The sequence below is a fragment of the Arcticibacter tournemirensis genome, from assembly GCF_006716645.1.
Taxonomy (GTDB): Bacteria; Bacteroidota; Bacteroidia; order Sphingobacteriales; family Sphingobacteriaceae; genus Arcticibacter; species Arcticibacter tournemirensis.
The window spans coordinates 1,671,477-1,695,523 of the sequence record NZ_VFPL01000001.1; the positions used below are offsets into that span (position 1 = coordinate 1,671,477).

Below are 24,047 nucleotides of genomic sequence, written 5' to 3' on the forward strand. Positions count from 1 at the left end.
TGGTCTATAGTGAAATTTTTAGATTAAAAGTCACGGTTTTTGCACGCGGGTAGGCGGAATAGTCAAAGCCCGGAGTTAATGCCGAATTACGGACGGAGACCTCAGGGTCGATGCCCGAATAGTTCGTCCAGGTAAAAAGGTTCTGTGCAGAAGCTGAAATATATACACTGTTTACTTTAAGGGTGCTCAGGAACTTTGCAGGAACGTTGTAACCAAGAGAAACGGTTTTCAGTCTGAGATAAGAGCCGTCTTCAATTTCTCTTGACGAATATACTCCTCTTGGACCCTGACCGCCAACACGGGCCAGCGTATTACTGGGATTATCAGGCATCCACCGATTGTTATAGCTTGCATACTGGTTCAGGTTTTTATAGTTTAGCGCATTCCCCTCGAATATAATCCTGTTTGCGTTTAAGATGTCATTGCCGTATGACCACTGGAAGAAAACATTCAGGTCAATACCCTTATACCGGAAATTATTCGTAAAACCTCCGGTATGTTTAGGCATCGGATTTCCAATCACTGTTCTATCATCTGCATTCACCTTAAGGTCTCCATTCAGGTCTTTATATTTAATGTCTCCTGGCTGAACCGTACCGCCGTTATTTGTTATCCCTGGCTTAAGGGTGTAAACACCGTTCGCCACATCGAAATCCTCGTACTGGTATATGCCATCCCACTGGTATCCGTAGAATTGGGCAACAGGGTGTCCGACTTCTGCGACATAAAGCGGAGTTTTTTCGTAAGCTACCTCCCAGTTTATGGTCGAAAATAATGTCGATTCTTCTCCCGAGAGCCCCAGGACCTTGTTTTTGTTGAAGCTGATATTGAAATTACTGCTCCAGCTAAAATTTTTATTCTGAATATTGACCGTATTCAGGCTGAGCTCTACACCGCTGTTTTGCATACTGCCGATGTTCTTCAATGCTTTTACATACCCTGTACTGTAGGGCATGTTAGCATTCAGTAACAAGTCTTTGGTCTCTTTTTTATACCAGTCGGCCGATACAGAGATTCTGTTTTTAAACAAACCAAGATCATACCCAAGATCCAATTGTGTGGTAGTTTCCCATTTCAGGTCTCTGTTTTCAAGGGTTGCGGGAATCACCCCTTTTCCGGGAGTCTGGTTGTTAAATGAGTAGTTATTTGTCAATGTGATCAGAGGGTTAACTGGTGAAAAGCTAAGTGCGGAGAGTGCGGCGAAATCCGGGATCCTGTTATTACCTGTTAACCCATAGCTAACCCTTAACTTGGCATCTGAAACAGCAGTGAGCTTTTTCATGAAGTTTTCGCTACTCATACGCCATGCAAAGGCTGCCGAAGGAAAATATCCCCACTTATTATCGTCTACAAATTTCGACGAACCGTCTGCCCTGAAAGAAGCGGTAAGAAGATATTTCGATTTGTAATTATAGTTAATCCTTCCTAAAAAAGAGGCGAGTGTGTTTTCCGTCTCCGCTGCCACGGTGGAATAGGGAACCCCTTCATCTAAGCCGCTTAGACCCAGACTTTCATTTGGAACCAACTGCGAAGTAAACCCGTAGTTATTAGATGATCTGCCTTGTAAGGTAAATCCGCCGACCGCATCAAGCGTGTGCTGCCCAAATTTCTTTTTATATGAAAGAGTATTTTCATTCATCCAGGTATTGACTTCTTCATTTGCAATGGTCCCGAATACACCCCTGGTATTCGTCGGAATTAGCGGAGTACCTCTGGAGGTTTGAGAATTATAAAAGGCATCCTCCCTTAGCATCCGGCTATTAATGCCACCGGTAACCTTAAGGGTAAGATCCTTGAGAATTGAATATGTAAAATAAGCGTTCGCCGTTAGGCTGTTATTCTTTGAATGGAGCTGTTCATTATTTGTCGAGATGACCGGGTTTACCCGAAAATCGTTGGTGCTTTCAATTTCCGGGTCCACGAGGTTGCCGAGCAAATCTGCATTATTTCCTGCAACAGGGCGGTAACCCCAGATACTATAAAGCAAATAACTCGATGCAGATCCGCTGCTTCCCATTTCAGAAGCAATCCGTCCGTTGTTTTTGACGACACTGTAATTCGCTACAATTCCCGCTTTAAGTTTGGAGGAAATTGTCTGATCAAGAGAAATCCTTCCCTGATATCGTTTATAGCCAGAATTGATAATGATTCCGTCCTGATCATAAATAGACCCGGAAAGGGCGTAGCGTGTCTGATCAGAACCTCCGGAAAGCGATAAATTGTGAATCTGAACCGGTGCGGTTCGAAACATTTCAGATTGCCAGTCATATCCTGCTTCGGCACGGTACGAGTCAAGATCGCGGTCAGAAAGGTATTGTGCAGACGATAATACAGGATCAAGTTCCTGTTGCAGTTTCACGAATTCATAAGGGTTCATCAAATCCATTGTCTTCACAATGTGCTGAAATCCAAGAGAAGCGTCGTAGGTTAAAACGGGTTTGCCAACTTTACCTTTTTTCGTTTCGATTACTATAACTCCGTTCGCGGCCCTCGAGCCGTAAATAGCAGCAGCGGAAGCGTCCTTAAGTACGTCTATGGAAGCAATATCGGCTGGGTTAATAGCTGCGTTGGTAGGATCTTCAATTGGAAAGCCATCAATAACATAAAGAGGTGAGTTGCTTTGCGTAACCGAGTTTGCTCCGCGGATCACGATATCCACTCCAGCTCCTGGTTGGCCCTCATTAGATGAAACGCTAACTCCGGCTACCCGGCCCGCTAATGCATCCTCAAATGATGCGACCGGAGCTCTGTTCATATCCTCAATGTCAACTTTTCCGACAGATCCCGTGAGGTCCTTCCTGTTTACTGTCCCATATCCGATTACTACTACCTCATTCAGAGATTGAATATTCTCTCTTAATATCACGTCGATTACTCGTCTTGATCCAGCAACCTCTTCTAACGGATAAAAGCCGACGTAGCTGAACACGAGAACACTTGATCCTGAAGGTACCTTTATTTGGTACTTCCCATTTATGTCAGTAGCAGATGAAATAGCTGTTCCTATTACCCTGATACTCACTCCGGGTAATAGCTGATTTGCTTTATCTCTGACTACTCCACTAATTGTTATCTCCTGTTTAAAAATGGATATTGGAGATTCGCGTTTCAAGGATAATGAACTTCCGTGTGAGAAAGTCGGTGTTACCCAAAGGACTAAAGAAAGGATTAACAAGCGTCGCAGACACGATTTGTTTAACAAACTCATTGGATTAATCATTTAATGCTAATTGTTGGCGTGATTTAAAGAAAGGCTCCGGGTGCGTACCCGTTTTTAAAAATCTTTTCAAGAGGATTGTGAAAGAACTCATATTTAAATTTTAGTGAAAATGATGCTATGAACGCGAATGGTTATTATTTCTTTCTACGGTTACGTACACGAAAATAGATTATCCAATTTAAACATGCAAATAATAGTTAATATTTGTTAAAAAAAGATTTTATAAGCAGGATTTGGCGCTTTAGTGACTTGTGGATTTAATTTTGATCAAAATATATAGTTTTTATTAAATAAATTTAAGTATAAAGCATTAATTTCTATAAAATTGGTAATTTTCACATGTAATAATATCAATTGGCATATAATACGTGCGGTCTATGGAGGCGGAATGAACAAGATGGTTATATAGAAACATAATACCCCTGTATCCCTGTTCCTGAGGTTTCTGACAGATCAGGAAGTCAATTTTTTGTCTTTTGAGGTAGTCGATATTTTCCTTTATAAAATCATAACCTATTAAAACGATATCCCTGATGCCTGATTCTTCCAAAAACCGGGAAACAACAGAAACTCTCGAATTGGTTACAAATATGAGTCTCACATCTTTTGCCTGAAGAGCAAGTGTCAACTCCTTTTTTACCGAAGGATAATCTGTCCGCCTGATATCAGCCTTGGCTATACTCATTGATTTGCCATTTTCGCTAAAATATGCGCGAAATCCTTCTTCCTTGCGCAACAGATGATGGTGGTTGTCCATCTCCTGTGAAATATTCACAATTAGAATTTTATCCTCGTTGTTTATTAAATAATTGGCAAGATGAGCCCCAAGATATCCGCTACGATAAAGATCGGGCCCTATGTAGGAAAGGCAATTTGTACCTGGAACATCTGAGTTTATAAATATATAGGGTATGTCCCTCTTCTGGCACGCTTCAACAAATTCTTTTGACTCTTCCACAAACATGGGAGCCAGGAGCACGCCATCGTAATAGTCCTTTAAGACATTTCTGGCCTGCGCATGAAACGAGGCCTTATCATTCTGATCGAACAGAAATTTTTCAACTGTTATACCGTACGCCTTAATTTCCGCTTCAGCCTGAGAAACTCCCGTCAGAGGAGCATCCCAGTAGTCGGTTTCGGACGAGACAGAAGGTATAAGTACAGCTATACGAAGCACTTTTTTTGAGGCAAGTCTTCTGGCCATGATGTTTGGACGATAGTCTAGTTCCGCTATAATCGCATTTATCTTATCTTTTGTCTTCAAAGATACTCCTGTCCGATTATGCAATACACGGTCTACTGTAGCTATGGAAACATTTGCCCGGCGCGCTATCTCTTTTACACCGACCAGCTCCGTATCATTATTTTCTGTCATATTCAGGAAATGGTAATAAATAATAAAATACGAAAATACAATGTGTACGTAAACGAGAAGAAATAATCTTCAAATTTTGGATAAACAGATAAGTCTTTTTGACGGAGATCCGCTTCGTAGAGGATAAAACCGTGTCTGCAGTAAGAAACTGGCCCGCTATTTTAAAAATTGACGGATAAGAGTTTCCGTTTTGAGCATGTGTTTTATTTCCGCATATGGAACGAGCAGTTCCGTTTTTCCATCTGCATAGGGCTTTATTTCGTATTCGTTGTACAAGAACATAATTCCCTGAGGTGTGAAAACGTAGTTATTTGCAAGGCTAAACCTGTTGTTTTCAAAGAAATATGCGTTCGGCTTTAAAGGCTGGCCAGGATTCAGTCCCTCATTCTTTTTGAATATACGTTCAGCAACTTTCACTAAACAGTCCTGGTAATTATCATTTATAACGTCGTCGATGAAAATCATCTTTTTGTTTCTGATGTCGTAATTAAAAAAGTGGGTAAATGAGGCGCCATGGGCTCCGCCGCTGTAAGTATATGCATCCAACTGTAGAGTGAGGAGGTTGCCGAGCTCCTCCATGACCTTGGTAGAACTGATTAACCCGTATTTCCGTCCCTGCGAGTAGGGCTCTTTTTTAAATTCCTCGTATTTATCCATAAACTCCTCAGTTTGCTTATCAAGAGAAGGCATTACTGATGGATCCGTTCTTTCGAACGGATAAATTGCAAGAAGCATCGTCCTGATGGAATCGTTTAAAACCGGGTGATTGTCAAAAACATGATATTTAATGTTGACGATTCTGCAGTTTTTTTCCCTGGAAGTATCACATTCCGGATCGTCCTTCGTGATTGTTTTAAGAGTGTAGGTAACTGTGTCGAAGTCCAAACCCGGGCTTTTGCTGCTCTTTAGTTTATTCTGTGGTGTATTATTGCAAGCGGAGAGTAACGCTAATACGATTGATAGCGGATATATAAGTGAATTAAAGATCTTCATTGAGTCTCTTAACATCATCATGCTGTAAATGTTTAGTATTATACTATCAACATTTTCTTTTCCTGCTCTTGCATCTTGCGGTATTTTAGCACAGATATAACCGAAATAAGAAGCAGGATGCCTACTGCCCAGTACACCCAAACCGGTATGGGCACAGGATCTCCGGCAGCGTATGAATGAAGGCCCGAGAGGTAGTAGTTCACGCCAAACGATGTCATGACGATAGAAGAAAAAGCCCATAGACTGGCCAGGCTATAGGTAAGCATATTCTTCAGCGCCGGAATCAGACGGAGGTGCAATACAAAGGCATATACAATAACCGATATAAGCGCCCACGTTTCTTTCGGATCCCATGCCCAGTATCTGCCCCAGCTTTCATTCGCCCATACGCCTCCAAGAAAAGTACCTATCGTTAGCAGGAATAAGCCGATGGTAGCCGACATTTCGCTTACAATAGTTAACTCCTGCATGCTTATCCACCAGTTTGGTTTAGGGGATGCGGGCTTAAAAATGAGCAAAAGCAGGCTAAGCAGCCCGAGTATAGCAGTCAACGCCAGGGGCGCATAAGAGCTTACAATGATAGCCACATGAATTTTGAGCCAGTATGAATGCAGTACGGGCATCAGGTTGGTGATTTCAGGATTTAGCCAGTCGAGGAAACTTACGAAAAGCAATGTGCCCGAAAACAGCAGTGCCAGCGGAACTGTAAACTTCGACTTTGCCGAAAAGATCAGGCCAAATAGCAGCACACCCCATGCAACAAAAACGAGCATTTCGAAGCCGTCGCTCCAGGGTGGATGCTTTGCGATATACCATCGCAAGCCAAGATGGAAGGTAAAGATCAGGAGTCCCAGCCAGCTCAACGCCTTTCCGGCAATCCAGCCCCATGTTATGAGCTTCGACTCTTTAAATAACATCAATATCACGAGGGCAAGCATCAATATGCCTGTTAACCAGAAAGGGCCAAACAGTTTATTGCCGAGGCTTAATTTGTTGTAAAGGAGTTCGGCTTTAATGAGGCGCTCTTCCGGATATACTTTTTTTCCTGCTTTCTGCTGAAAGAGGTGCATATAACTTAGCGCCTCATCGGCCTGTGTCCAGTTTCTTTCCTGCAAGCCCTTTTGCAAGCCCGAAAGATACAGGGCAGTAATATTTTCAACAAAGCGAGCATCTTCTTCAGCAAATCCCTTTTGCGATTGCTGACTGGTAAACCAGGTATTGTTCGGGTCGTCTTTGTTCGGGAAGATACGCAGGAAGTCGCCGGTAAGAAGAGCATAGAATATATTAAACCGCTCATCTGTTTTAAGCAGTTCTTTATGCCCTTCGTTCCGCTCTGCCGGTTTAAGTTTGTTGGCCTCCTCTACCAGGTCCTGAAGCAGGTATTCGCCATCCTTATTAACAAAATCGCTGAAACTGATCCTTTCCGCCGGTTTTATTCCAAGGGCCAGGAATGCCAGGTGAGATTTTTCTTTGTCGATCCGGATAAGTGGAAGCCTGCTTGATAACACCGGATCCATCTGCACTGCCAGCAGGAATTGTTCAGGACTAAGTTTCGCACCACCGGAACTGTCGGGGAGGGCGATAGACGACTTGCCATTTAACTTGCGCAGAATTTCATTGGCAAGCGTATTGAGCGGCTTCATGCGCCCATCCAGGTCCTGGACGATAAGTTTTCCATATTCAGCCGCTTTTTCTGCAGGTACCAGGGGTAGTGTACCCGGCGACTGCGCGTTTGCGGATATGCACAAGAAGGTAAGGAGAGCAGTTAAGGCTGCGCCCGTTCTTTTTCGTATCGCTGTCAGTTTTTTATTCACGAGCCGGAAACGACTACCCTTGGTAAATAGTGTCAGAAACATACCAAGGCCGAGTAAGGTATATCCGAGGTAAGTGAGGTAGGTGCCGGGACGGTCACGGTTTACAGATAATACCGTACCTTTCTCGTCGGTGTCGTACGAGGACTGGTAAAAGCGGTATCCTTTGTAATCGAGTACATTATTCATAAATACCCGAAACCGGAAGTCATTTTCTGAATCCGTCACTCGTAGTTCGCTTGCATAACTCTCGGGACTCTGACTGCCGGGATAGCGCTCCAGCTGAAAATCTCTCAGATGAAGATTAAAGGGGAGTTTCTTAGCTTTAGGACCATAGGTCACCATATACTGTTTCCCTTTGTAAGTGAAGGGCTGCCATGAAGGATCAAGGCTGCTCATTCTGATATAGCTATCAACCAAGGGTTTTCCATGCTCGTCCGTTACTTTCAGCTTCACAACTTCTGGCAGATTCTTCGCCAGCTTTTCGTCTTTCTCTTGCCGGTATTTCAGCGTAGCCTTCTCATGAATCGCTTTTACAAGAAAAGCCACTCCTTCTGCCTGGTAGAGTGAGCGGAGCTTCAGGGGCTTGGTTTCTCCGGCGTGAAGTACGCCAATCTGCTGCGTTGCCATGTCCATCTGCTGCAGATGAACGGCCGAATGGATCATCCACGTTTTGCCCTGTTTAAATATCTTAACGGGATTCCGGCTGCCTTTTTGCGTTCCGAGTGAAAGTCCGCCCATCTGCAGTCCGTTGCCCTCTTTTATAACGTAATCTTGTCTTCCCTCTCCTGATGCCACTGCAAATTCCAGAAAAGTATCAGAGCCTGCCACGATCTCTTCTCTGGCGCCCGTTGTATACTCCTCAAAAATTACGGTAAATGTTTCATCGCCGAGGTTTGCCGAAGTAGCTTGAGGTTTGAAATTATGGCTGATCAGTGTGACCGGCTTTTGAAACTGTTTTCCAGATCCTTTATCTATTTGTTTGAGCTGCAGATAGCGTGCGTTGGTGTAGAAAGTGTCTTCCTTTTGCCCCTCCCGGATATGAATGACGCCTTCTTCGCTGAAATACCTTGTCACACCAGCTCCTATGATGATGATGACAAATGCGATGTGAAATAAGCCGATAGGCCACCTGTTTCTGTGAAAAAGTTTGTATTGCCTGATGTGGGCCAGGAAATTAACAGCGAGCCAGAGCAGAATGAACTCAAACCACCATGTCTCGTATACCAGTCCCCGGGCCACCGCTGTGCCATGGTCATTTTCGATAAAGGTGGCCACGGCCATAGCAGCGGCAAATGCAATAAGTAGTACAAGGGAAGTGCGGGTGGAAGTCAGGAATTTATAATATGTCATCCAGTATTAGTTAAGCATATTTACTTTTTGCTTTGCTTCCCTGGCTTTTCCTTCTTTGAGCCATTTAGGTACTACCTGTTCAAGGAAATTTGCTTTCTCCATTTTCTCTTTTTCGAGATCTACTCCTATATACGCCTGAAGGGCGGCTTTGCTGTTCAGGTCCGGCATTTTTACAGGCTGGTTATAACCAAGGGATGCGAGAACCCTTGCCAGTTCAATCCTTGCTTCCTGAATGATAGCAGAACCAGAAGCGAGGATACGGCTTGATTCGAGCGGAGCGTGGAATCCGGCGCCGTGCGAAGCTGCTATGTAATCCCAGCGCCACTGCGCGTGTCTGATCCCTTTCAGGATCTTTGCCATCTGGGGTTCTTTAGCTCCCAGCTTCCAGGCTTTCTCTGCCTCGAGGTGTGCCATCGCTATATGACGTTGTAGTTGAGATATGCCTTGTTTTACTTTAGTTTGCCGTTCGTAAACATCGCTTACCAGGTCGGATACTTTTTCCCTATGGCATACAAAGCAGGAGTTTTCGACGTTGGAGAGCGGCGAGCCTATGTGGTGGTCCGTAAATTTCTGTCCACCTTCTGTTCCATAAGGCATATGGCAGTCGGCACATGAAACCCCTCTTTTTGCATGTACGCCGAATGAGTAGATTTCGAAGTCGGGATGCTGAGCTTTGAGCATTTTCGCTTTACTCAAAGGGTGTACCCAGTCGGCAAATTCAATCTTGTCGTAATAAGCTTCCATCGCTTCAACGGTATGGCCATCTTTCCATGGAAAAGTGACATACTGGGCTTTTTCTTTACCTGGCTTGTGCTTATCGAAATAATATTCCACATGACACTGCGCACAAACAAGCGAGCGCATTTCCTGGTGTGAGGCTTTATTGATATCGCGTCCCATAGCCTGAAAAGCTTCTACTAATGCAGGTCGGGTGATCGTTAAATTCATCGTTTTTGGGTCGTGGCAATCAGCACAACCAATCGGATTAATGATCTGGCTGCCGAAATCTGACAATTTCTTGCTGTAAAACTCTGTTACGCCGAGTTCCTTCATCAGCCGGGGAACATCCGGGCTTTTGCATGTCCAGCAGGTGCTTGGCATTGCCCCGGAACCCGGCTCTTTAGGAGCCCCGATCCTCACCGAAGCGAGCACATCCCTTACCGCGTGATTATGCCCCCGGGGCTGGTTGTATCCTTTGCTGAAGGCATAGCCAGCCCATAGAATGATCGTCTCGGGATTTTCCTCTAAAGCATCACGAAATCCGCTGGTGTTGTATTTGCTTTTAAACGTAGTATCCTGAGTTTTCTGGTACGACTGATACTGCCGGGGATAGTTTAATCCCCAAAGTGAATCACGCGGCTCTATGCCTTTAATCTCAACCCGGGGGTGATAAGCAAATCTTGCCTCTGTCTTCCTGTCCATAACAGAATAAACAAGCATGGACAGTAAAAACACTATTAACACGGTCGCGATAAAAAGGATCCAGTTTCTCATCTTTAAATTATTTGGATTGTGCTGTTTTCTGTTCGTTCATCGATTCTTTGAGCCAGTCAGGTACTATCTTCGTTTCGGGAGTTGTATAGGCACGGATGGGTTCTATTTGAAAACCGACAGACGAGAGACTTTTTACTCTTCCGTGAGGTACCTCCCTGTGGCATTCCCAGCAGGTCCGGTCTGTCCTTTTTTCATAATGGTCTTCCACAAAGCCAGCCATCTTTGCGTCTGTAACCTGGTCCTGATGACAGCGGATGCAATTATCCTGTATGACCTCCACAGAAGCTCCTTTCGCTTTTATGACCTGTGGTTCTGCGCGAAGTGTGAAAATGGAAGCATGATACAGTCCATCTTTCGCCTTAAAGTAATATTTATTAAAAACGTTGTTATGAGGCACATGACAATCGTTGCAATGTGCAACCTCGCGGTGCGAACTATGATTCCAGGTGATATATTGAGGCGTCATCAAATGGCAGTTTACACAAGCTTGCGGATCGTCTGACAGATAGGAAGCAGCATTACTAAGCCTTATGATATATAGTCCCAAACCCACAAAAGAAGCAACTGCCATTATAGCGGCCGGCCGCCATTTTCTGGGTGGTATTAAGCTGTATTTGAAAAGAAAACGTTTGAATTTACGAAATCTAGCCATTGGTTAGCTCTTTTAATGTGCCCCTTCTCAACCATTCCCCCTTCGAATGATGTCTAAGATACTCAAAATACTTCTTTAATAACATATAGTAAAGAAGATGGTTTTAGAGAATAGTGCAATAAGGCACAATAGTCCCTGGAGGTTCATAGGTTACCTGAATTAAGGTTTGAGGCCGTGCTTTTGTATTATCGCAGGGTGTAAGGTGTCGGGCCTTTAAAGATTCCGTATAGGAACTTTAAAGGAATAACAACCAGAGGTATATTAACAAGCTATTTGATAACTTTTTTAACTCTTACCGCATTTAAGCCTTTTTGGCCCTTTTCGGTTTCGAACGTAACTTTGTCGTTCTCTTTTACAGGTTCGGTCAAGCCGTTAATATGAACAAAAATACTTTCCTGGCTCTGCAGGTCGTTGATAAAGCCGTAACCTTTAGCTTCGTTGAAATGTGTTACCACTCCATTTCTGATTGCATCTTCAGGCACATATTCCTGCCGGGCAATACCGATCTGAATATCCTCGGTGTTGATTTTTTGTTTTTTACCAGGATCTGGAGGTGTTGATGAAATATTTCCATTCTCATCCACGTAAGCCATCATTTCTTCCAGGCTTTTTCCTTTGTCAGAATTCGCTTTGCGGTCCTCTGCTTTTTCCTTTTTTTCCTTTTGCTTTTTTAATCTTTTCTTTTCTTTTTCTTTTTTGCTAAACGTTTCCGTTGATCTACCCATAGTATTAATCGTATTGTATTAAAATTGTTGCTGAAATAGCACTGCAAATATTCTCTTTATATTTTATAAAAGACAATTTGCGAAAATGTTTTTATAATTACTTCTTATTTATTTGTTATTTGATAGATGATATAAAATAAAAAAGCATTCTCCTCAAAAGGAGAATGCTAGACAAATGACTTTATAGTAAATTAAGCTATCTTTACATTTACTGCGTTAAGCCCTTTACGGCCTTCTTCGACATCATAGGTCACGGTGTCGTTTTCACGGATATTATCAATCAATCCTGAAGCGTGAACGAAAATTTCACTACCGCCATTTTCAGGTGTGATAAATCCAAAACCTTTACTCTCATTAAAAAATTTTACTTTTCCTTGTTGCATTATTTCATTAATTTTTATAAAATTAGTTAAAATAATTTAATTCTGCAATAATTTACTTCCCGCCAGAGGCACGGTCCCTCTATATTTGTTCTGACCGAACACTCTATTCCCTGCAGAGATATTACGTTAGTATCGTGTTGAACAGCCAGTCGCAGGGGTTGACACCAGGGTGATATTTTTTAAGGATCTCCTTGTTATACAGTTACTGAGTCGTATACAATTACTTTTTCCCAGAGATGACTGCAATCTTTAATAAACTGAAGATGGATAGGGTGAGTCTGGTAAACAGCCTGGCTATTGAGGTCACTAAAGAAAATGAGTTCCGACACCGACCAGCTGTTGTCTACAACGTCGCGCTTTTCGGTGCCGGCAACAATACCTACACGGATTTCTTTCACTGTTTCTATCTTCGACAATGTTTTCAGTCCGGTAATTAATTTATCCCGGTCTTCTGGTGATGCCGGATTCTTTAACCAAAAGAATACCTGGTGGACTACCGGATATTTTTTTTGAACTTTCGTTAATGTAATAGCTGATGCTGCGACTGTCCCTGCGGCAACAGTGGCGGCGGTGGCAATAAATTTTCTTCTGTTAGTTTTGCTCATAGCTGTATATGTGAAGGCTTAATTTACAAATAATTAATTGAAAAGAACTTTTACTCTTTATGGGATTTTGCTTCTAAAAGCTATTTCTATAAGTTTGTGTCGGGTATGTTTTATAGAGTAGCAGCAATTCTTCTGATTCCCCTGGTTATAGGCGTTAGCTTTTCGCGCCTGTTCGTTTATGCCTCTTTTGAAATAAACAGGGATTATATAGCTGCAGCTTTATGTGAGAATAAAGATAAGCCCTGGTTGCACTGCGAAGGGAAATGTTATCTGACAAAGAAGTTGAGGCAGGTTGAAGAAAAAGAAAAAAGTCAGGAGCGACAGCAGCAGAAAAACCTTATTCAGGATGCATTCCTTCCTCAGAAGTTCAACGTGCTATTTTTAACAAAGCTCATCAGGATAATCGGAATAAGAAATCCCGCGTTCATTCTTGGGAAACACTACGCTCTCATCTTTCAGCCGCCAAGGTTTTATTCTATTTCTTAACCTTCAGGATGGCGTTGATATGCAAAGTTCGGTCATCGATTGTTGTGTATCATTTTCGCCAGCGCTTGTCTGTTAAGACGAGTGAATAGAGATATCTTTTGTCTGTTTAATAACATTTAAAACCCTGCGCTATTGCGTCGTGGTCATACTATTTTAATATGAAAAAAATACTGTTGCTCATTATATCGGCTACCATTCTCCTTGGTTCATGTAAAAAAGATCACAAGGCGGAACCTGAACCTGTGAAAATTAAGATTGCAGAAAAAACAACGTCAGGCGGGCTTCGTATTGCTCTTTGGGCTGATAAAAGCGAATTCACTGTGGCCTATAATAAAGTTTATGTCAGCCTTGCAAAGCCCGACGGCTCGGAGGTAAACGATGCAAGCCTAACTTATCATCCGCTGATGAATATGATATCTATGCAGCATTCCAGTCCGGTAGAACAGCCTGTGTACATAAGTACAGAGCACCTTTATGGGGGAGCTGTGGTCTTTTCAATGCCTTCGGGTGAAATGGGAAGCTGGCAACTGACCGTCAATGTAAATAATGAACCGGTCGTTTTTGATGTTGCGGTAGCGCCGCTACCATCGGGCACCAAGTATACGGGGACGTTTGTTGGTACAGATGGAAATAGTTACACGGTTTCATTGGTAGAGCCGGTATTGCCTAAAATCGGTATCAATGATATCGATGTGCTTGTAAACAGAAGAGCAGATATGATGAATTTTCCTGCCGATGAGGGCTTTATCATTGAGTTAAACCCCGAAATGCCTTCGATGGGGCACGGTTCTCCCAACAATGTTAACCCGGCCCATAAAAGCAACGGGCATTATAAAGGAAAGGTCAATTTTACTATGACGGGCGACTGGCGTCTGCATCTAAAATTAAAGAAAGGTGAAACTGTGGTTGTAGAGGATGCAGCACTGGATCTTTTCTTCTGATGAACAATGCATGTCGTTTGGCTTTGCCTCTAATTGTGAATTAAATGAGAAACTACATAGTAGTGGCCTGCGGTATTATTGCCGCATGCCAATCTGCTTTTGCGCAGAAAACTGATTCGTCCGTAAATTACAATGTTTATAAATCATTGTTGCTGAGAGAGGTTTATATACAACCCGGTAAAAGTGTATCGCAGTCTAACGAGGAGCTGCAGACGGGAGGCCTTCAGGCTTTGTCCGATCAGATTCTGGAGAGAAACCCGGGAATTAATATGATTCGCAGAGGGAACTTTGCAATGGAACCTTCCATCAGAAGCTTAAGCGGAGGCCGTATAACAATGACAATAGACGGAATGCGCATTTTCGGGGCTTGTACTGACCGGATGGATCCGGTCAGTTCGTATATAGAACCTACAAACCTGGAAAGTATCCTTGTGAGTTTTAGTCCCGGTGAAGACCTACATGGCACCAGTATCGGCGGTGGCGTTGATTTTAAACTTAAAGAGCCGAAGTTTACTGAAGGAAGTCAGCTGAACGGCATGGTCGGTTCTGGGTTTGAATCGAACGGCAATGCCGGTCAGTTATTGGCCGGCATTGAATACAGTAGCGCGGACTTTGCCTTCCATGCTGACGGGATTTATCGCAGAAGCAGTAATTACCACGCCGGAAGGGGAACCGAAGTGTTCTTTTCTCAGTATCAAAAGTGGAATGGCAATATATCTGTAAAGGCAAAAACAGGTCTGAATAGCTACATAAAGGCCGATTACGTTCAGGACGAAGGTCGTGATATCGGCTATCCCGCGCTTACTATGGATGTTGGTTTCGCCAAAGCGAAGATTGCGGCCTTATCCTATATGCAAAAGGATCCGGAGACACATACGATGTGGGAGACGAAAGTGTACTATAATTTTATTGATCATGCGATGGACGACACAAGGCGGCCTGTTGAACAGGTGGCTATGCACATGGACATGCCCGGGACATCACGTACATTCGGTGCCTTTTCTTCCATTTCTTTTAAGCTTCGGGAGCACCATTATTTTAAGTTTCAACTCGATGGGTTCAGCAATAAGCTAAGTGCAGAAATGACAATGTATCCTGAAAACGCGGCCCCGATGTTTATGTATACGCTGCCCGATCCGGCCCGCACCAGCATAGGGTTTGATTTCTCAGATAAGGTTTTCTTAAATAGCCGTGCCAGCATTAAAATAGGAGGGAGGCTTGAATATCTGCATGATTTTCTTTTTACACAGGCCGGAAAGGATCAGGTGTCCGGGTTGTACAACGGAGATATTTCCCGGCAGAGGTGGATGAAGAATCTGAGTATTCAGGGTAGTTTTCATGTTAGTCCACGGTTTGATCTCTCAGCGCAGGTTGCTGCAGGCGCCCGCGCGCCCACTCTTCAGGAGGAATATAGTTTCTATATTTATGACCGTTTAGACGGACATGATTATATCGGAAATCCTCAGTTAAAACAGGAAAAGTCCATTAATTTAGATCTCAATGCCAATTTCCACACAAAGGAATTTAAGGCCGAGACAAATGTATTCAGCTATTTTCTACGCGACTACATTACAGGGAGCATACTTCCTGGTTACAGCACTATGACCATTGGCGCCAACGGTGTCAAGCAATTTATCAATATCTCTTCAGCAAGGCTATACGGTGCTGCTTTAGCGTTAAGTTGGTCTCCTTTTCCAGCATTTAACATTACAAGCACCAACACGTATACCAGAGGTACAGATCACAGAGCCAATGCTCTCCTTTTAATTGCCCCGTTAAAAAGTGTTAATACAGTGTCTTTCCAGGCAGGCAGGGGAACAATCTTTCATGTTGAATCTGTAAGCAATGCAAGGCAAAATCGTGTGAATACCGAGCTATATGGAGAAACTCCTACGAAGGGATCAACCATTCTGAATTTTGGTGCTAGCAGAAACCTGTTGTTTACTCCTGCAAAAGTGTTAAAGTTAAGCGGAGGAGTTACAAACCTGATGGATAGTCAATACTCGCAGCATCTTGATATAATGAAGGTTTTGCGGCCGGGCAGGAACTTTTTTGTCCGCATGACTTTGCTGTTTTGATATGCCCTGTCGACAAAAGTATAAGTAATTGCAGCAAATGTTTTAATTTGAGCGTATCTAAAATCGTTAGAATTGAGAAGTTTTAATTGACAGGTCACGCAGGGCCGGAAGTGATCCCATACTGTTTTTATCCTGAGGGCCGCTAAAGCGAAAGTAGGTATGAAATATATTAAGTTACTTGTTACTTCAATCGTTGCTATTTTCTCCTCAGCCTCTATGGCGCAGAAAAAGCCTAATATCATTGTGATCCTGGCAGATGATATGGGCTTTTCGGATATCGGAAGTTATGGAGGTGAGATACAGACGCCAAATATAGATAAATTGGCTTCAGAAGGGATACGTTACAAACAGTTCTACAATGCTGCCCGGTGCTGCCCTACGAGGGCTTCTCTTGTAACAGGTCTTTATCCGCATCAGGCAGGGATGGGATGGATGGCAGCCGCAGATCTGGGCACTCCTGAATATCAGGGAACAATTAATAATAAATGTGTAACCATTGCCGAAGTTTTAAAGACAGCAGGCTATTCAACCTACATGACAGGCAAATGGCACCTTACAAACGAACGGAAAATTGATGGAATGGTTACCGATAGCTGGCCGATGCAACGTGGATTTGATCACTATTTCGGAATTATCCCAGGGGGAGCGAACTACTACACCCCTACGTTATACAGTAATAACAGGAAGTATCCGGCCCCTGCAAATTTCTATTTAACCACAGCTATTTCGGATACCAGCGTGAAGTATATAGATCAGCATTTTTCGCAAAAAGGTACCGAACCCATGTTCATGTATGTAGCGTATACATCTCCGCACTGGCCTCTGCATGCTTTACAAAAGGATATCGATAAGTATAAAGACCTGTATAAGGCAGGATGGGATAAGATGAGAAGGAGCCGCTTTGAGCGACAGAAGGAGTTAGGACTAATGCCGAAGGATGCCGTGATGAGTCCCCGTGATGAAAAGATAGAAGCCTGGGATTCTCTGTCCGAAGAGAAGAAAAACGAGATGGCTATGCGGATGGCTATATACGCTGCCCAGATTGACGTTATGGATAATGGAATTGGTAAGATAGTGCAAAAGCTAAAGGAAAAGAATCAACTGGATAATACCTTAATCTTCTTCCTGAGCGATAATGGAGCCTGTGCCGAGTTCATTAGTAGCGGCAAGAGCAAAGAAGTAGATGGCAGGGAAGATACGTTTGAAAGTTATCGCATTAACTGGGCTAATGTAAGCAGCACACCGTTTAAGGAATATAAGCATTTTACACACGAAGGCGGCATTGCAACTCCCTTGATTGTACACTGGCCGAAAGGGATCGCCTCCTCTTTGAACAATAAATTTGTAGGCGAGTACGGGCATCTGACCGATATCATGGCTACCTGTGTTGATGTTGCCCAGGCCAGCTATCCTTCGAAGTTCAGGGGAAATGCGATCATTCCAATGCAGGGAAAAAGTCTTGTTCCTCATTTCTCCGGTAAAAGCAATAACAGGGGCGTTATCTATTGGGAACATGAAGCAAATATTGCAGTGAGGGATGGAAAATGGAAGCTTGTTGCAAAAACAGCCGAAAATGAAGAACTTTCAAAAGATGCCCTGGAGCTCTACGATATGAATGCGGACCCTGTTGAAATGCATAACCTGGCTTCGAAGTATCCGGAAAGGGTAAGTTCATTATACGAGGGATGGTTAAAATGGGCCAGGAGTATAAATGCCTTTCCATTGGATACGAGGGAATACAACATAAGGGCGCAGGAGTATAGAAAACAGGTTAACGGCTCTTTTGACGACAATCTTGGCGGCTGGACAGTGAAGAAAAATCAGGCACTTCGCGGCAGTATTGACGTGGATACTACTTCTCAAATAAGCGGGAAGAATTCAGCAAGGATCTCTGTAACCGAACCGGGCGAAAGGCTGGCCGCCCTGTCAATGAACTGGAGATTTGCTTCTAAAAAAGGAGAAAAATATATGATACGATTAAAAACCAAAGCGGCCGGGAACTCCTCGTACATTTTGCGCCTCGAAAAACCATCCGGCGAAGCGAAGTTAATCGATCAGGTAATAAACGCATCTGACAAGGTTGTCTCGATGAACACAGGTGTCGTTGAAGTTTCTGAGAACGGGCCGTATCAGTTAAGTCTATACTTTGGTAAGCTAAATAGGGGAGATGTGATTTGGGTTGACGACATTGACCTTATAAAATTGAGAAATTAATGAAATCAACCCGGGTGCCGGGGATGAGTTTTAAATGGTTTAATCAAAAAATCAATAACCTGGGGGATTATCTTCATTAAAGTAATACCTTTACAGGCAAACATGGAAGAAAGAAAATATTTAGCGACCTGGAACAGATATCTTCCGGTCATTCGTCTGCATCTTAAAAAAAGTCTCACAGAAGAACAAAGCTTTAAATTAAACATAACGGATTTTGAATCAGCGGGGGGCAGGGGAAAATCAGGTTATACTTTTAATCTGGCCCTTGAAAATGGAAAAGTGTCCAATAACATCAGTGGTTCTGCTGTTGCGCGCGATCTTTATGAAGCTCTGAAATCCGATGAGGCGATAAAAATGTTGTTGCAGAATAAGAGTGTAAAGATAAGTGTCGGAAAATCCTTTGTGCTGAGCATAAAGACCAGTCATATTTCTGCGTATAAATAGGAGAACCCTGTATAAGCAGCAGGTATCCGGAGCTATGTTAGCGATAGCTCATATTCTGAAGCTACAAGAACGTTGATCTGCCGGAATATTGCCGACAATAACTGAAAGAGCGGGTACAATAAAGTGCCCGCTCTTTTGCAAAAAGGTTTTTTTTATTACCTGTGTTGTTTCCACGCTCCCTTAAACAAGGTTCGATTGCTTTTCCAGAACCGATCTGGTAAACTCATGAACCAGTTCGCCCTGATGAGTAATCAAGGTTCCTTTCGTGATCTCTTCCTCCAGATGAAGGTTAAATCCTTCGGGTGTGGCAAGGTGAAGAAGAAGCGTTGAAATATTAGCGGCATAAAGTTGGCTGGCATTAACAGGGACCCTTGAAGGGAGATCTGCCTCGCCAATGATGGTTACGCCGTATTTGACAATGGTCTTATTGTATTGAGACAGCTCGCAATTACCTCCTGATTCTACTGCCAGATCGACGATTACAGAACCGCTTTTCATCGATTTAACCATTTCTTCTGTAACGAGGATAGGCGACTTTCTGCCCATTACCAATGCAGTGGTAATAACAATGTCTGCTTCCTTTATTTTGCTTTGAATCAGTTCCTTTTGCTTTTGCAGGAACTCCTGAGAAACTTCACGTGCATAGCCGCCCTGGATTTTTACGTCTCCGGCGCCTTCAACCGTGAGAAAGCGGCCTCCCAGGGATTCAACCTGTTCCTTGGTCTCGGGTCTGACGTCTGACACCTCAACCACCGCTCCAAGTCGTTTCGCGGTAGCAATGGCCTGCAACCCCGCAACGCCGGCTCCAAATATAAGTACCTTCGCAGGTTTAACAGTTCCCGCAGCAGTCATCATGAGGGGGAACACTTTTCCGAGCGCATCTGCTGCCAGTATCACAGCTTTATAGCCGGCAATATTGGCTTGAGAGCTAAGGGCATCCATTTTTTGAGCCCTTGAAATCCTGGGAACAGCATCCATTGAGAATGCAGTGATTTTTCGTGCAATAAATATCTCGATTAGTTCGGGTCTTAAATAAGCATGCAGCATGGATATACATGCAGTGCCTTCTTTCATCTGACCAGCTTCCTCCACGGAGGGTGCATCGACTTTTAATAATACATCGCAGTCATAAACTTCTTTTACAGAAGCAGCAATCTCAGCACCTGCCAATTCATAACTTTCGTCGGAAAAAAACGATCTTTCGCCTGCACCACTTTCAATTAAAATGTTAAATCCTTTTTTAACGAGTTGGTTTACGATATCGGGGGTTAGGGCCACCCTGTTTTCGAGAAGTTTCGACTCTTTTAGAACGCCTATCTTCGGAACAGGGACAAAAGTTGTGGAGAGAAGAGTAAAAGTAAGATATTAGCGGGCATAAAATCCATAAATGCACGAGTCGTTTAAAGCCCTACTTCCCTTGATTATTCCTGAAGGAGTATCCGATTATTTCCAATTGACAGATCACAAAAAAGACACTAGCGGGATTCATATTTACCTGGAAGAGATCAACTCCACTCCGGTGGAATACAAGACCAGTAAGTTGCTCTCAAAGGGCTTCTTTGATGAAGTCATTCTGCAGGACTTTCCTATACGGGGACAAGAAGTGTATTTGCATGTTAAGCGACGCAGATGGTGGAATCTGGATACAGGAAAGGTCGTTCACCGGGATTGGCGTGTTGTGGCAACAGGAACGCGGATCACCAGTGATTTCGCGGCTTTTTTAAAAGCAATCAGCCGATACCCAGCCGCATAGTCTACAGACGATTGCCTCCTTTTACGGGATCAAAGGGAAGAAGCTGCAGCGCTATTATCGCGATCAACTCAGTGAATACAAGAATTGGGAGCACTGTACCGATGCCCGTAAAGGCCTGATCTTCCCACAGAACATCGGTCCTTATCTCTCTATAGATGAGACCAGTCTTTCCCAGGGTGAGCTCTATACGGTGGTCACCAATAAAGAAGCCAGAGGCAAAAAGGGCACTCTGGTTGCCATTATGGAAGGTACCCGTTCAGAGAACATCATTCCACTGCTTCAAAAGATCCCCCAAAGACTGCGAAATAAGGTCAGAGAGATCACCCTGGATCTGGCGGGCAACATGAGTCTGATCGCTAAAAAGTGCTTCCCTTTGGCCTCTCAGGTCATTGATCGCTTTCATGTGCAGCAGTTAGCCACAGAAGCGCTGCAGGAAATACGGATCAAATACCGCTGGGAAGCCATTGATGCAGAGAATCAGGCTCTGGAAGAAGCCAAAGCAAGTAAAACAAACTATTCACCTGAAGTATTATCCAATGGAGATACCTTAAAGCAGTTACTGGCCAGAAGCCGCTATCTGCTCTACAAGGACCAGCAAAACTGGAGTGCAGAACAGGCAGAGCGGGCTTCCCTGCTCTTTGAGCGATATCCTTCCCTGGAGAAAGCCTATCAGCTAACCCGGGGCTTATCCTGGATATTCAGCAATACCAAAGATAAGCTCTACGCCTTTGCAAGACTGGCCCGATGGAATGAGAAGGTGGAGCAATCCGGCTTTAAATCTTTTAATACCATTGCCAGAACCATCACGCTCCACCACAACAATATCCTGAACTACTTTGATAACCGAAGTACAAACGCTTCGGCCGAATCGTTCAACGCCAAAATTAAAGCTTTCAGAGCCCAATACAGAGGCGTAGGAAATGTAAACTTTTTCCTCTTCAGACTCATGAAATTATTTGCTTAGTCCACAGGTTTTGGAACAGATCCCTATCTTCATTGATTAGTTATTTAAGAATTACCGGCTTAAACCGGCAATCGTAAGACAATGTTAAGCAACAAAGTTTACTATAGCAAGGCAGAGGGGGACTGATTTTGAAGAAATGACGCAGATCATTATTGTTAAACAAAAAAGTCCCGGCGAAAGCCGGGACTGGTACGATTAATGATTTATGTATTAATTAAATAACTTCTACATTTACCGCGTTCAGGCCTTTTTTACCCTTCTCAACTTCGTACTTCACATGATCGTTTTCACGGATCTCATCAATCAGGCCTGTAGAATGAACAAAGATATCAGGCTCACCATTAGATGGTACGATGAATCCAAAACCTTTAGTTGCATTGAAAAATTTTACTGTTCCTTCTTTTTGCATTACTTTAAATATTAATAAAGCCTGCAAGGTATGGATTATAATCCAAATTCTTCTGATTTTCAAATAATTATTTTCCGGAGATGCTTTTTTGCCCGTCGGTACAAAAACACTGAGCACCGGCATGATCCGCCCGTGGTAATTAATTTTATTCGCTGTTTTTATCAGGAACTGTAACAGAATTAGTTTTCTTTTGTTATTATCAAAGCCATTACTTTATTTAATTTTTTTAACGCTCTTGTGCGGTAATTAAAAAAATGAAGTGCTTTTATTAAAAAAAATGCAAAATATCAACGTTGGAGTTCATATATTAGTATTCCTATTCAATTTAATGTGTATTGGGTAAAGCAACAGGCATAAAGAAATTTACAGATGAACAGCTTTTAGCTGGGATTCGTAATTCTGATTACGAAATTTTTACCATACTTTATTCAGGCTACTTCCAAAGCCTATCCCTTGTGTCGATGAAATACGTAAAGGACGTTTTTATCGCGGAGGGAATCGTACAAGACGTATTTGTCAGGATGTGGGAGGATCCAACCCTTATCGAAACTGTTAAATCGATCCGGCCTTATCTATATCGTTCGGTAATAAACCATTCGATCAACTATATCAACCGGCAAAAAAGTATTGAACAGCACCACCTGAGGATAGCCGATCAAATGGAAGATGTAAACATCGAAACCCTTCATGAAGAGCAGGAACTCAAAAAGATTATTTATGCTGAGATTGATCGTCTGCCCGGGCAATGCAAAAGAATTTTTAAAATGAGCCGGTTCGAAGGCCTAAAATACAGAGAGATCGCTGCCGAACTGAATATTTCAGAGAGAACCGTTGAAAATCACATTGCCAACGCACTGAAAATATTAAGATCCCGCTTATTAGTAAACACCACCGGCAGAGGTGGACTGTATCAAATGAAAATCCTTATGTTTTTGGCTTTTTAAGTGCTTTTCTTGTTTTTTTATTATAAATCAGAGTAAATAACCTTTGTTGTTGTTTGTTTTAATTCTGTTTATATAACATTTACGGTATTTAATTTGGCTATTCGTGAAATCTTTAAAATAAACCAACTTTTTCGTGATCTTTTCTAGGGGTATAGGTAGTGGTTATTTGTCTTTGTTAAGTATTTGTAAATAATGATGAGTGAAAATAAGGATTTTTTAATAAAGATTGTTCAGTTTTTAAATGATCCCACAAACGAAAGTCTGGCCGCTGAAGTAAATGACTGGAGAAACGCTTCACAGGGAAACGAAGAGTTTTTTCAGCAGATAACTCAGCTATGGAATATGTCGTCAGGTTTGCAGGATCTGGATTCCCTGAATACCGACGAGGCAGTAGAACGTTTATCGATCAGATTGGGATATCCGCCGGTCGAAAAGCAACATGGTTTTATCTGGTTCAGAAATATAGCTGCCGCTGTATTACTTGCAGTTCTAGGCTATTGGGCGTATCATTCTGTGACGGAGGTTAGCTATCTTACGAAAACTACAGGTGCCATAATCGATTCTGTTTTATTACAGGACGGGACCCGCATATACCTCGCAGAGAATAGCAGTGTCAGGTATCCGGAAGAAATAAAAGGAAAAACAAGGAAGGTATATCTTCTCAAAGGAGAAGCCTTTTTTAAAGTGTCAAAAGATTCAATACGCCCGTTTGTTGTTGCAATCGATTCTTCGAAAGTAACAGTGTTGGGCACATCATTTAATATAAGTTACGCTCATGAGCAGATCGGCCTGTCCGTAAGGACGGGTAAGGTTAAATTCGAGGCACCTAACGGAAAAGAAACCTCTATACTAACGGCGGGCGACGGTCTGATCTATCACAGGCAAAGGGGCGTAACAGATCATTTTTTTGATGGCAGCGGGTCTGATTACGCCTGGCTGACGCATGAATTGAGCTTCGTTGATGCCTCTTTATCCCAAGTTTTTAAAAGCCTTGAAAAATATTACAAAGTAAAATTCAATGTCGAAGATTCATTGTCATCTTACAATAAATTCAACGCGACTTTTAAAGACAATGAGCTGGATGCAATACTTTTAATTCTTGAAGAAACCTATCCGCTTCAGATAACCCGTCAGGGCAGCCTTATCACTATCCGGAAAAAATAAGACAAAACATATAATACCAAATCAACAACTCAACAGGAT

The 24,047-nt window shown here is 42.9% G+C and carries 20 protein-coding genes; 9 read left to right on the forward strand and 11 right to left on the reverse strand.

The window, feature by feature from the left end:
- Positions 1-4 precede the first annotated feature (4 nt).
- The 9 genes from BDE36_RS07185 to BDE36_RS07225 all read right to left on the reverse strand — a co-directional run bounded on the left by BDE36_RS07185 (position 5) and on the right by BDE36_RS07225 (position 12,611).
- On the reverse strand, positions 5-3,208 hold the full coding sequence (locus tag BDE36_RS07185; RefSeq protein WP_141814329.1) for a SusC/RagA family TonB-linked outer membrane protein: 3,204 nt from the start codon (positions 3,206-3,208) through the stop codon (positions 5-7).
- Between the two features lie 322 nt (positions 3,209-3,530).
- Positions 3,531-4,595, reverse strand: a complete 1,065-nt coding sequence (locus BDE36_RS07190) for a LacI family DNA-binding transcriptional regulator (RefSeq protein ID WP_141814330.1) — start codon at positions 4,593-4,595, stop codon at positions 3,531-3,533.
- A gap of 156 nt (positions 4,596-4,751) precedes the next feature.
- Positions 4,752-5,609 (reverse strand): DUF3298 and DUF4163 domain-containing protein, encoded by an 858-nt coding sequence (locus BDE36_RS07195; protein WP_141814331.1) that lies wholly within the window; start codon positions 5,607-5,609, stop codon positions 4,752-4,754.
- 17 nt (positions 5,610-5,626) lie between these two features.
- On the reverse strand, positions 5,627-8,752 hold the full coding sequence (locus BDE36_RS07200) for a cytochrome c biogenesis protein CcsA (protein ID WP_141814332.1): 3,126 nt from the start codon (positions 8,750-8,752) through the stop codon (positions 5,627-5,629).
- A gap of 6 nt (positions 8,753-8,758) precedes the next feature.
- A complete protein-coding gene (nrfA, locus tag BDE36_RS07205) occupies positions 8,759-10,246 on the reverse strand; it encodes an ammonia-forming cytochrome c nitrite reductase (protein WP_141814333.1) in 1,488 nt (495 codons plus the stop codon).
- A 7-nt stretch (positions 10,247-10,253) separates the two neighbouring features.
- Positions 10,254-10,898 (reverse strand): cytochrome c nitrite reductase small subunit, encoded by a 645-nt coding sequence (nrfH, locus tag BDE36_RS07210; RefSeq protein WP_128770325.1) that lies wholly within the window; start codon positions 10,896-10,898, stop codon positions 10,254-10,256.
- A gap of 269 nt (positions 10,899-11,167) precedes the next feature.
- Positions 11,168-11,623 carry a cold-shock protein gene (locus BDE36_RS07215; protein ID WP_128770326.1) on the reverse strand — a complete coding sequence of 152 codons (456 nt, stop codon included), beginning with the start codon at positions 11,621-11,623 and terminating at the stop codon, positions 11,168-11,170.
- 191 nt (positions 11,624-11,814) lie between these two features.
- Positions 11,815-12,006, reverse strand: coding sequence for a cold-shock protein (locus BDE36_RS07220; RefSeq protein ID WP_128770348.1), 192 nt, complete (start codon positions 12,004-12,006; stop codon positions 11,815-11,817).
- A 194-nt stretch (positions 12,007-12,200) separates the two neighbouring features.
- On the reverse strand, positions 12,201-12,611 hold the full coding sequence (locus BDE36_RS07225; protein ID WP_141814334.1) for a Dabb family protein: 411 nt from the start codon (positions 12,609-12,611) through the stop codon (positions 12,201-12,203).
- A gap of 105 nt (positions 12,612-12,716) precedes the next feature.
- Here BDE36_RS07225 and BDE36_RS07230 point away from each other — a divergent pair, with 105 nt between their 5' ends.
- The 5 genes from BDE36_RS07230 to BDE36_RS07250 all read left to right on the forward strand — a co-directional run bounded on the left by BDE36_RS07230 (position 12,717) and on the right by BDE36_RS07250 (position 18,774).
- The gene (locus tag BDE36_RS07230) at positions 12,717-13,097 is read left to right on the forward strand and encodes a hypothetical protein (RefSeq protein ID WP_141814335.1); all 381 of its coding nucleotides are present in this window, start codon (positions 12,717-12,719) and stop codon (positions 13,095-13,097) included.
- A 158-nt stretch (positions 13,098-13,255) separates the two neighbouring features.
- Positions 13,256-14,038 carry a FixH family protein gene (locus BDE36_RS07235; protein WP_141814336.1) on the forward strand — a complete coding sequence of 261 codons (783 nt, stop codon included), beginning with the start codon at positions 13,256-13,258 and terminating at the stop codon, positions 14,036-14,038.
- A gap of 44 nt (positions 14,039-14,082) precedes the next feature.
- Entirely contained in the window at positions 14,083-16,116 is a 2,034-nt protein-coding gene (locus BDE36_RS07240) for a TonB-dependent receptor plug domain-containing protein (protein ID WP_141814337.1), read from the forward strand.
- Between the two features lie 159 nt (positions 16,117-16,275).
- Positions 16,276-18,330, forward strand: coding sequence for an arylsulfatase (locus tag BDE36_RS07245; protein WP_141814338.1), 2,055 nt, complete (start codon positions 16,276-16,278; stop codon positions 18,328-18,330).
- Positions 18,331-18,432: 102 nt separating this feature from the next.
- The gene (locus tag BDE36_RS07250; protein ID WP_141814339.1) at positions 18,433-18,774 is read left to right on the forward strand and encodes a hypothetical protein; all 342 of its coding nucleotides are present in this window, start codon (positions 18,433-18,435) and stop codon (positions 18,772-18,774) included.
- Positions 18,775-18,954: 180 nt separating this feature from the next.
- Here the strand turns inward: BDE36_RS07250 and BDE36_RS07255 are convergent, their stop codons facing one another.
- A complete protein-coding gene (locus BDE36_RS07255) occupies positions 18,955-20,091 on the reverse strand; it encodes a Re/Si-specific NAD(P)(+) transhydrogenase subunit alpha (RefSeq protein WP_141814340.1) in 1,137 nt (378 codons plus the stop codon).
- 70 nt (positions 20,092-20,161) lie between these two features.
- Here BDE36_RS07255 and BDE36_RS23970 point away from each other — a divergent pair, with 70 nt between their 5' ends.
- Both BDE36_RS23970 and BDE36_RS07260 read left to right on the forward strand, forming a co-directional pair.
- Positions 20,162-20,527 (forward strand): ISAon1 family transposase N-terminal region protein, encoded by a 366-nt coding sequence (locus BDE36_RS23970; protein ID WP_202616981.1) that lies wholly within the window; start codon positions 20,162-20,164, stop codon positions 20,525-20,527.
- A 43-nt stretch (positions 20,528-20,570) separates the two neighbouring features.
- Positions 20,571-21,491: an ISAon1 family transposase gene (locus tag BDE36_RS07260; protein ID WP_420836619.1), complete on the forward strand. Its 921-nt coding sequence runs from the start codon at positions 20,571-20,573 to the stop codon at positions 21,489-21,491.
- Positions 21,492-21,705: 214 nt separating this feature from the next.
- On the opposite strand, the gene BDE36_RS07265 is transcribed toward BDE36_RS07260, so the two are convergent.
- Positions 21,706-21,900: a cold-shock protein gene (locus BDE36_RS07265; RefSeq protein WP_128770333.1), complete on the reverse strand. Its 195-nt coding sequence runs from the start codon at positions 21,898-21,900 to the stop codon at positions 21,706-21,708.
- A 335-nt stretch (positions 21,901-22,235) separates the two neighbouring features.
- On the opposite strand from BDE36_RS07265, the gene BDE36_RS07270 reads away from it, so the two are divergent.
- Positions 22,236-22,844: an RNA polymerase sigma-70 factor gene (locus BDE36_RS07270; protein WP_128770334.1), complete on the forward strand. Its 609-nt coding sequence runs from the start codon at positions 22,236-22,238 to the stop codon at positions 22,842-22,844.
- 192 nt (positions 22,845-23,036) lie between these two features.
- Positions 23,037-24,008, forward strand: a complete 972-nt coding sequence (locus BDE36_RS07275) for a FecR family protein (RefSeq protein WP_141814341.1) — start codon at positions 23,037-23,039, stop codon at positions 24,006-24,008.
- Positions 24,009-24,047 lie beyond the last annotated feature (39 nt).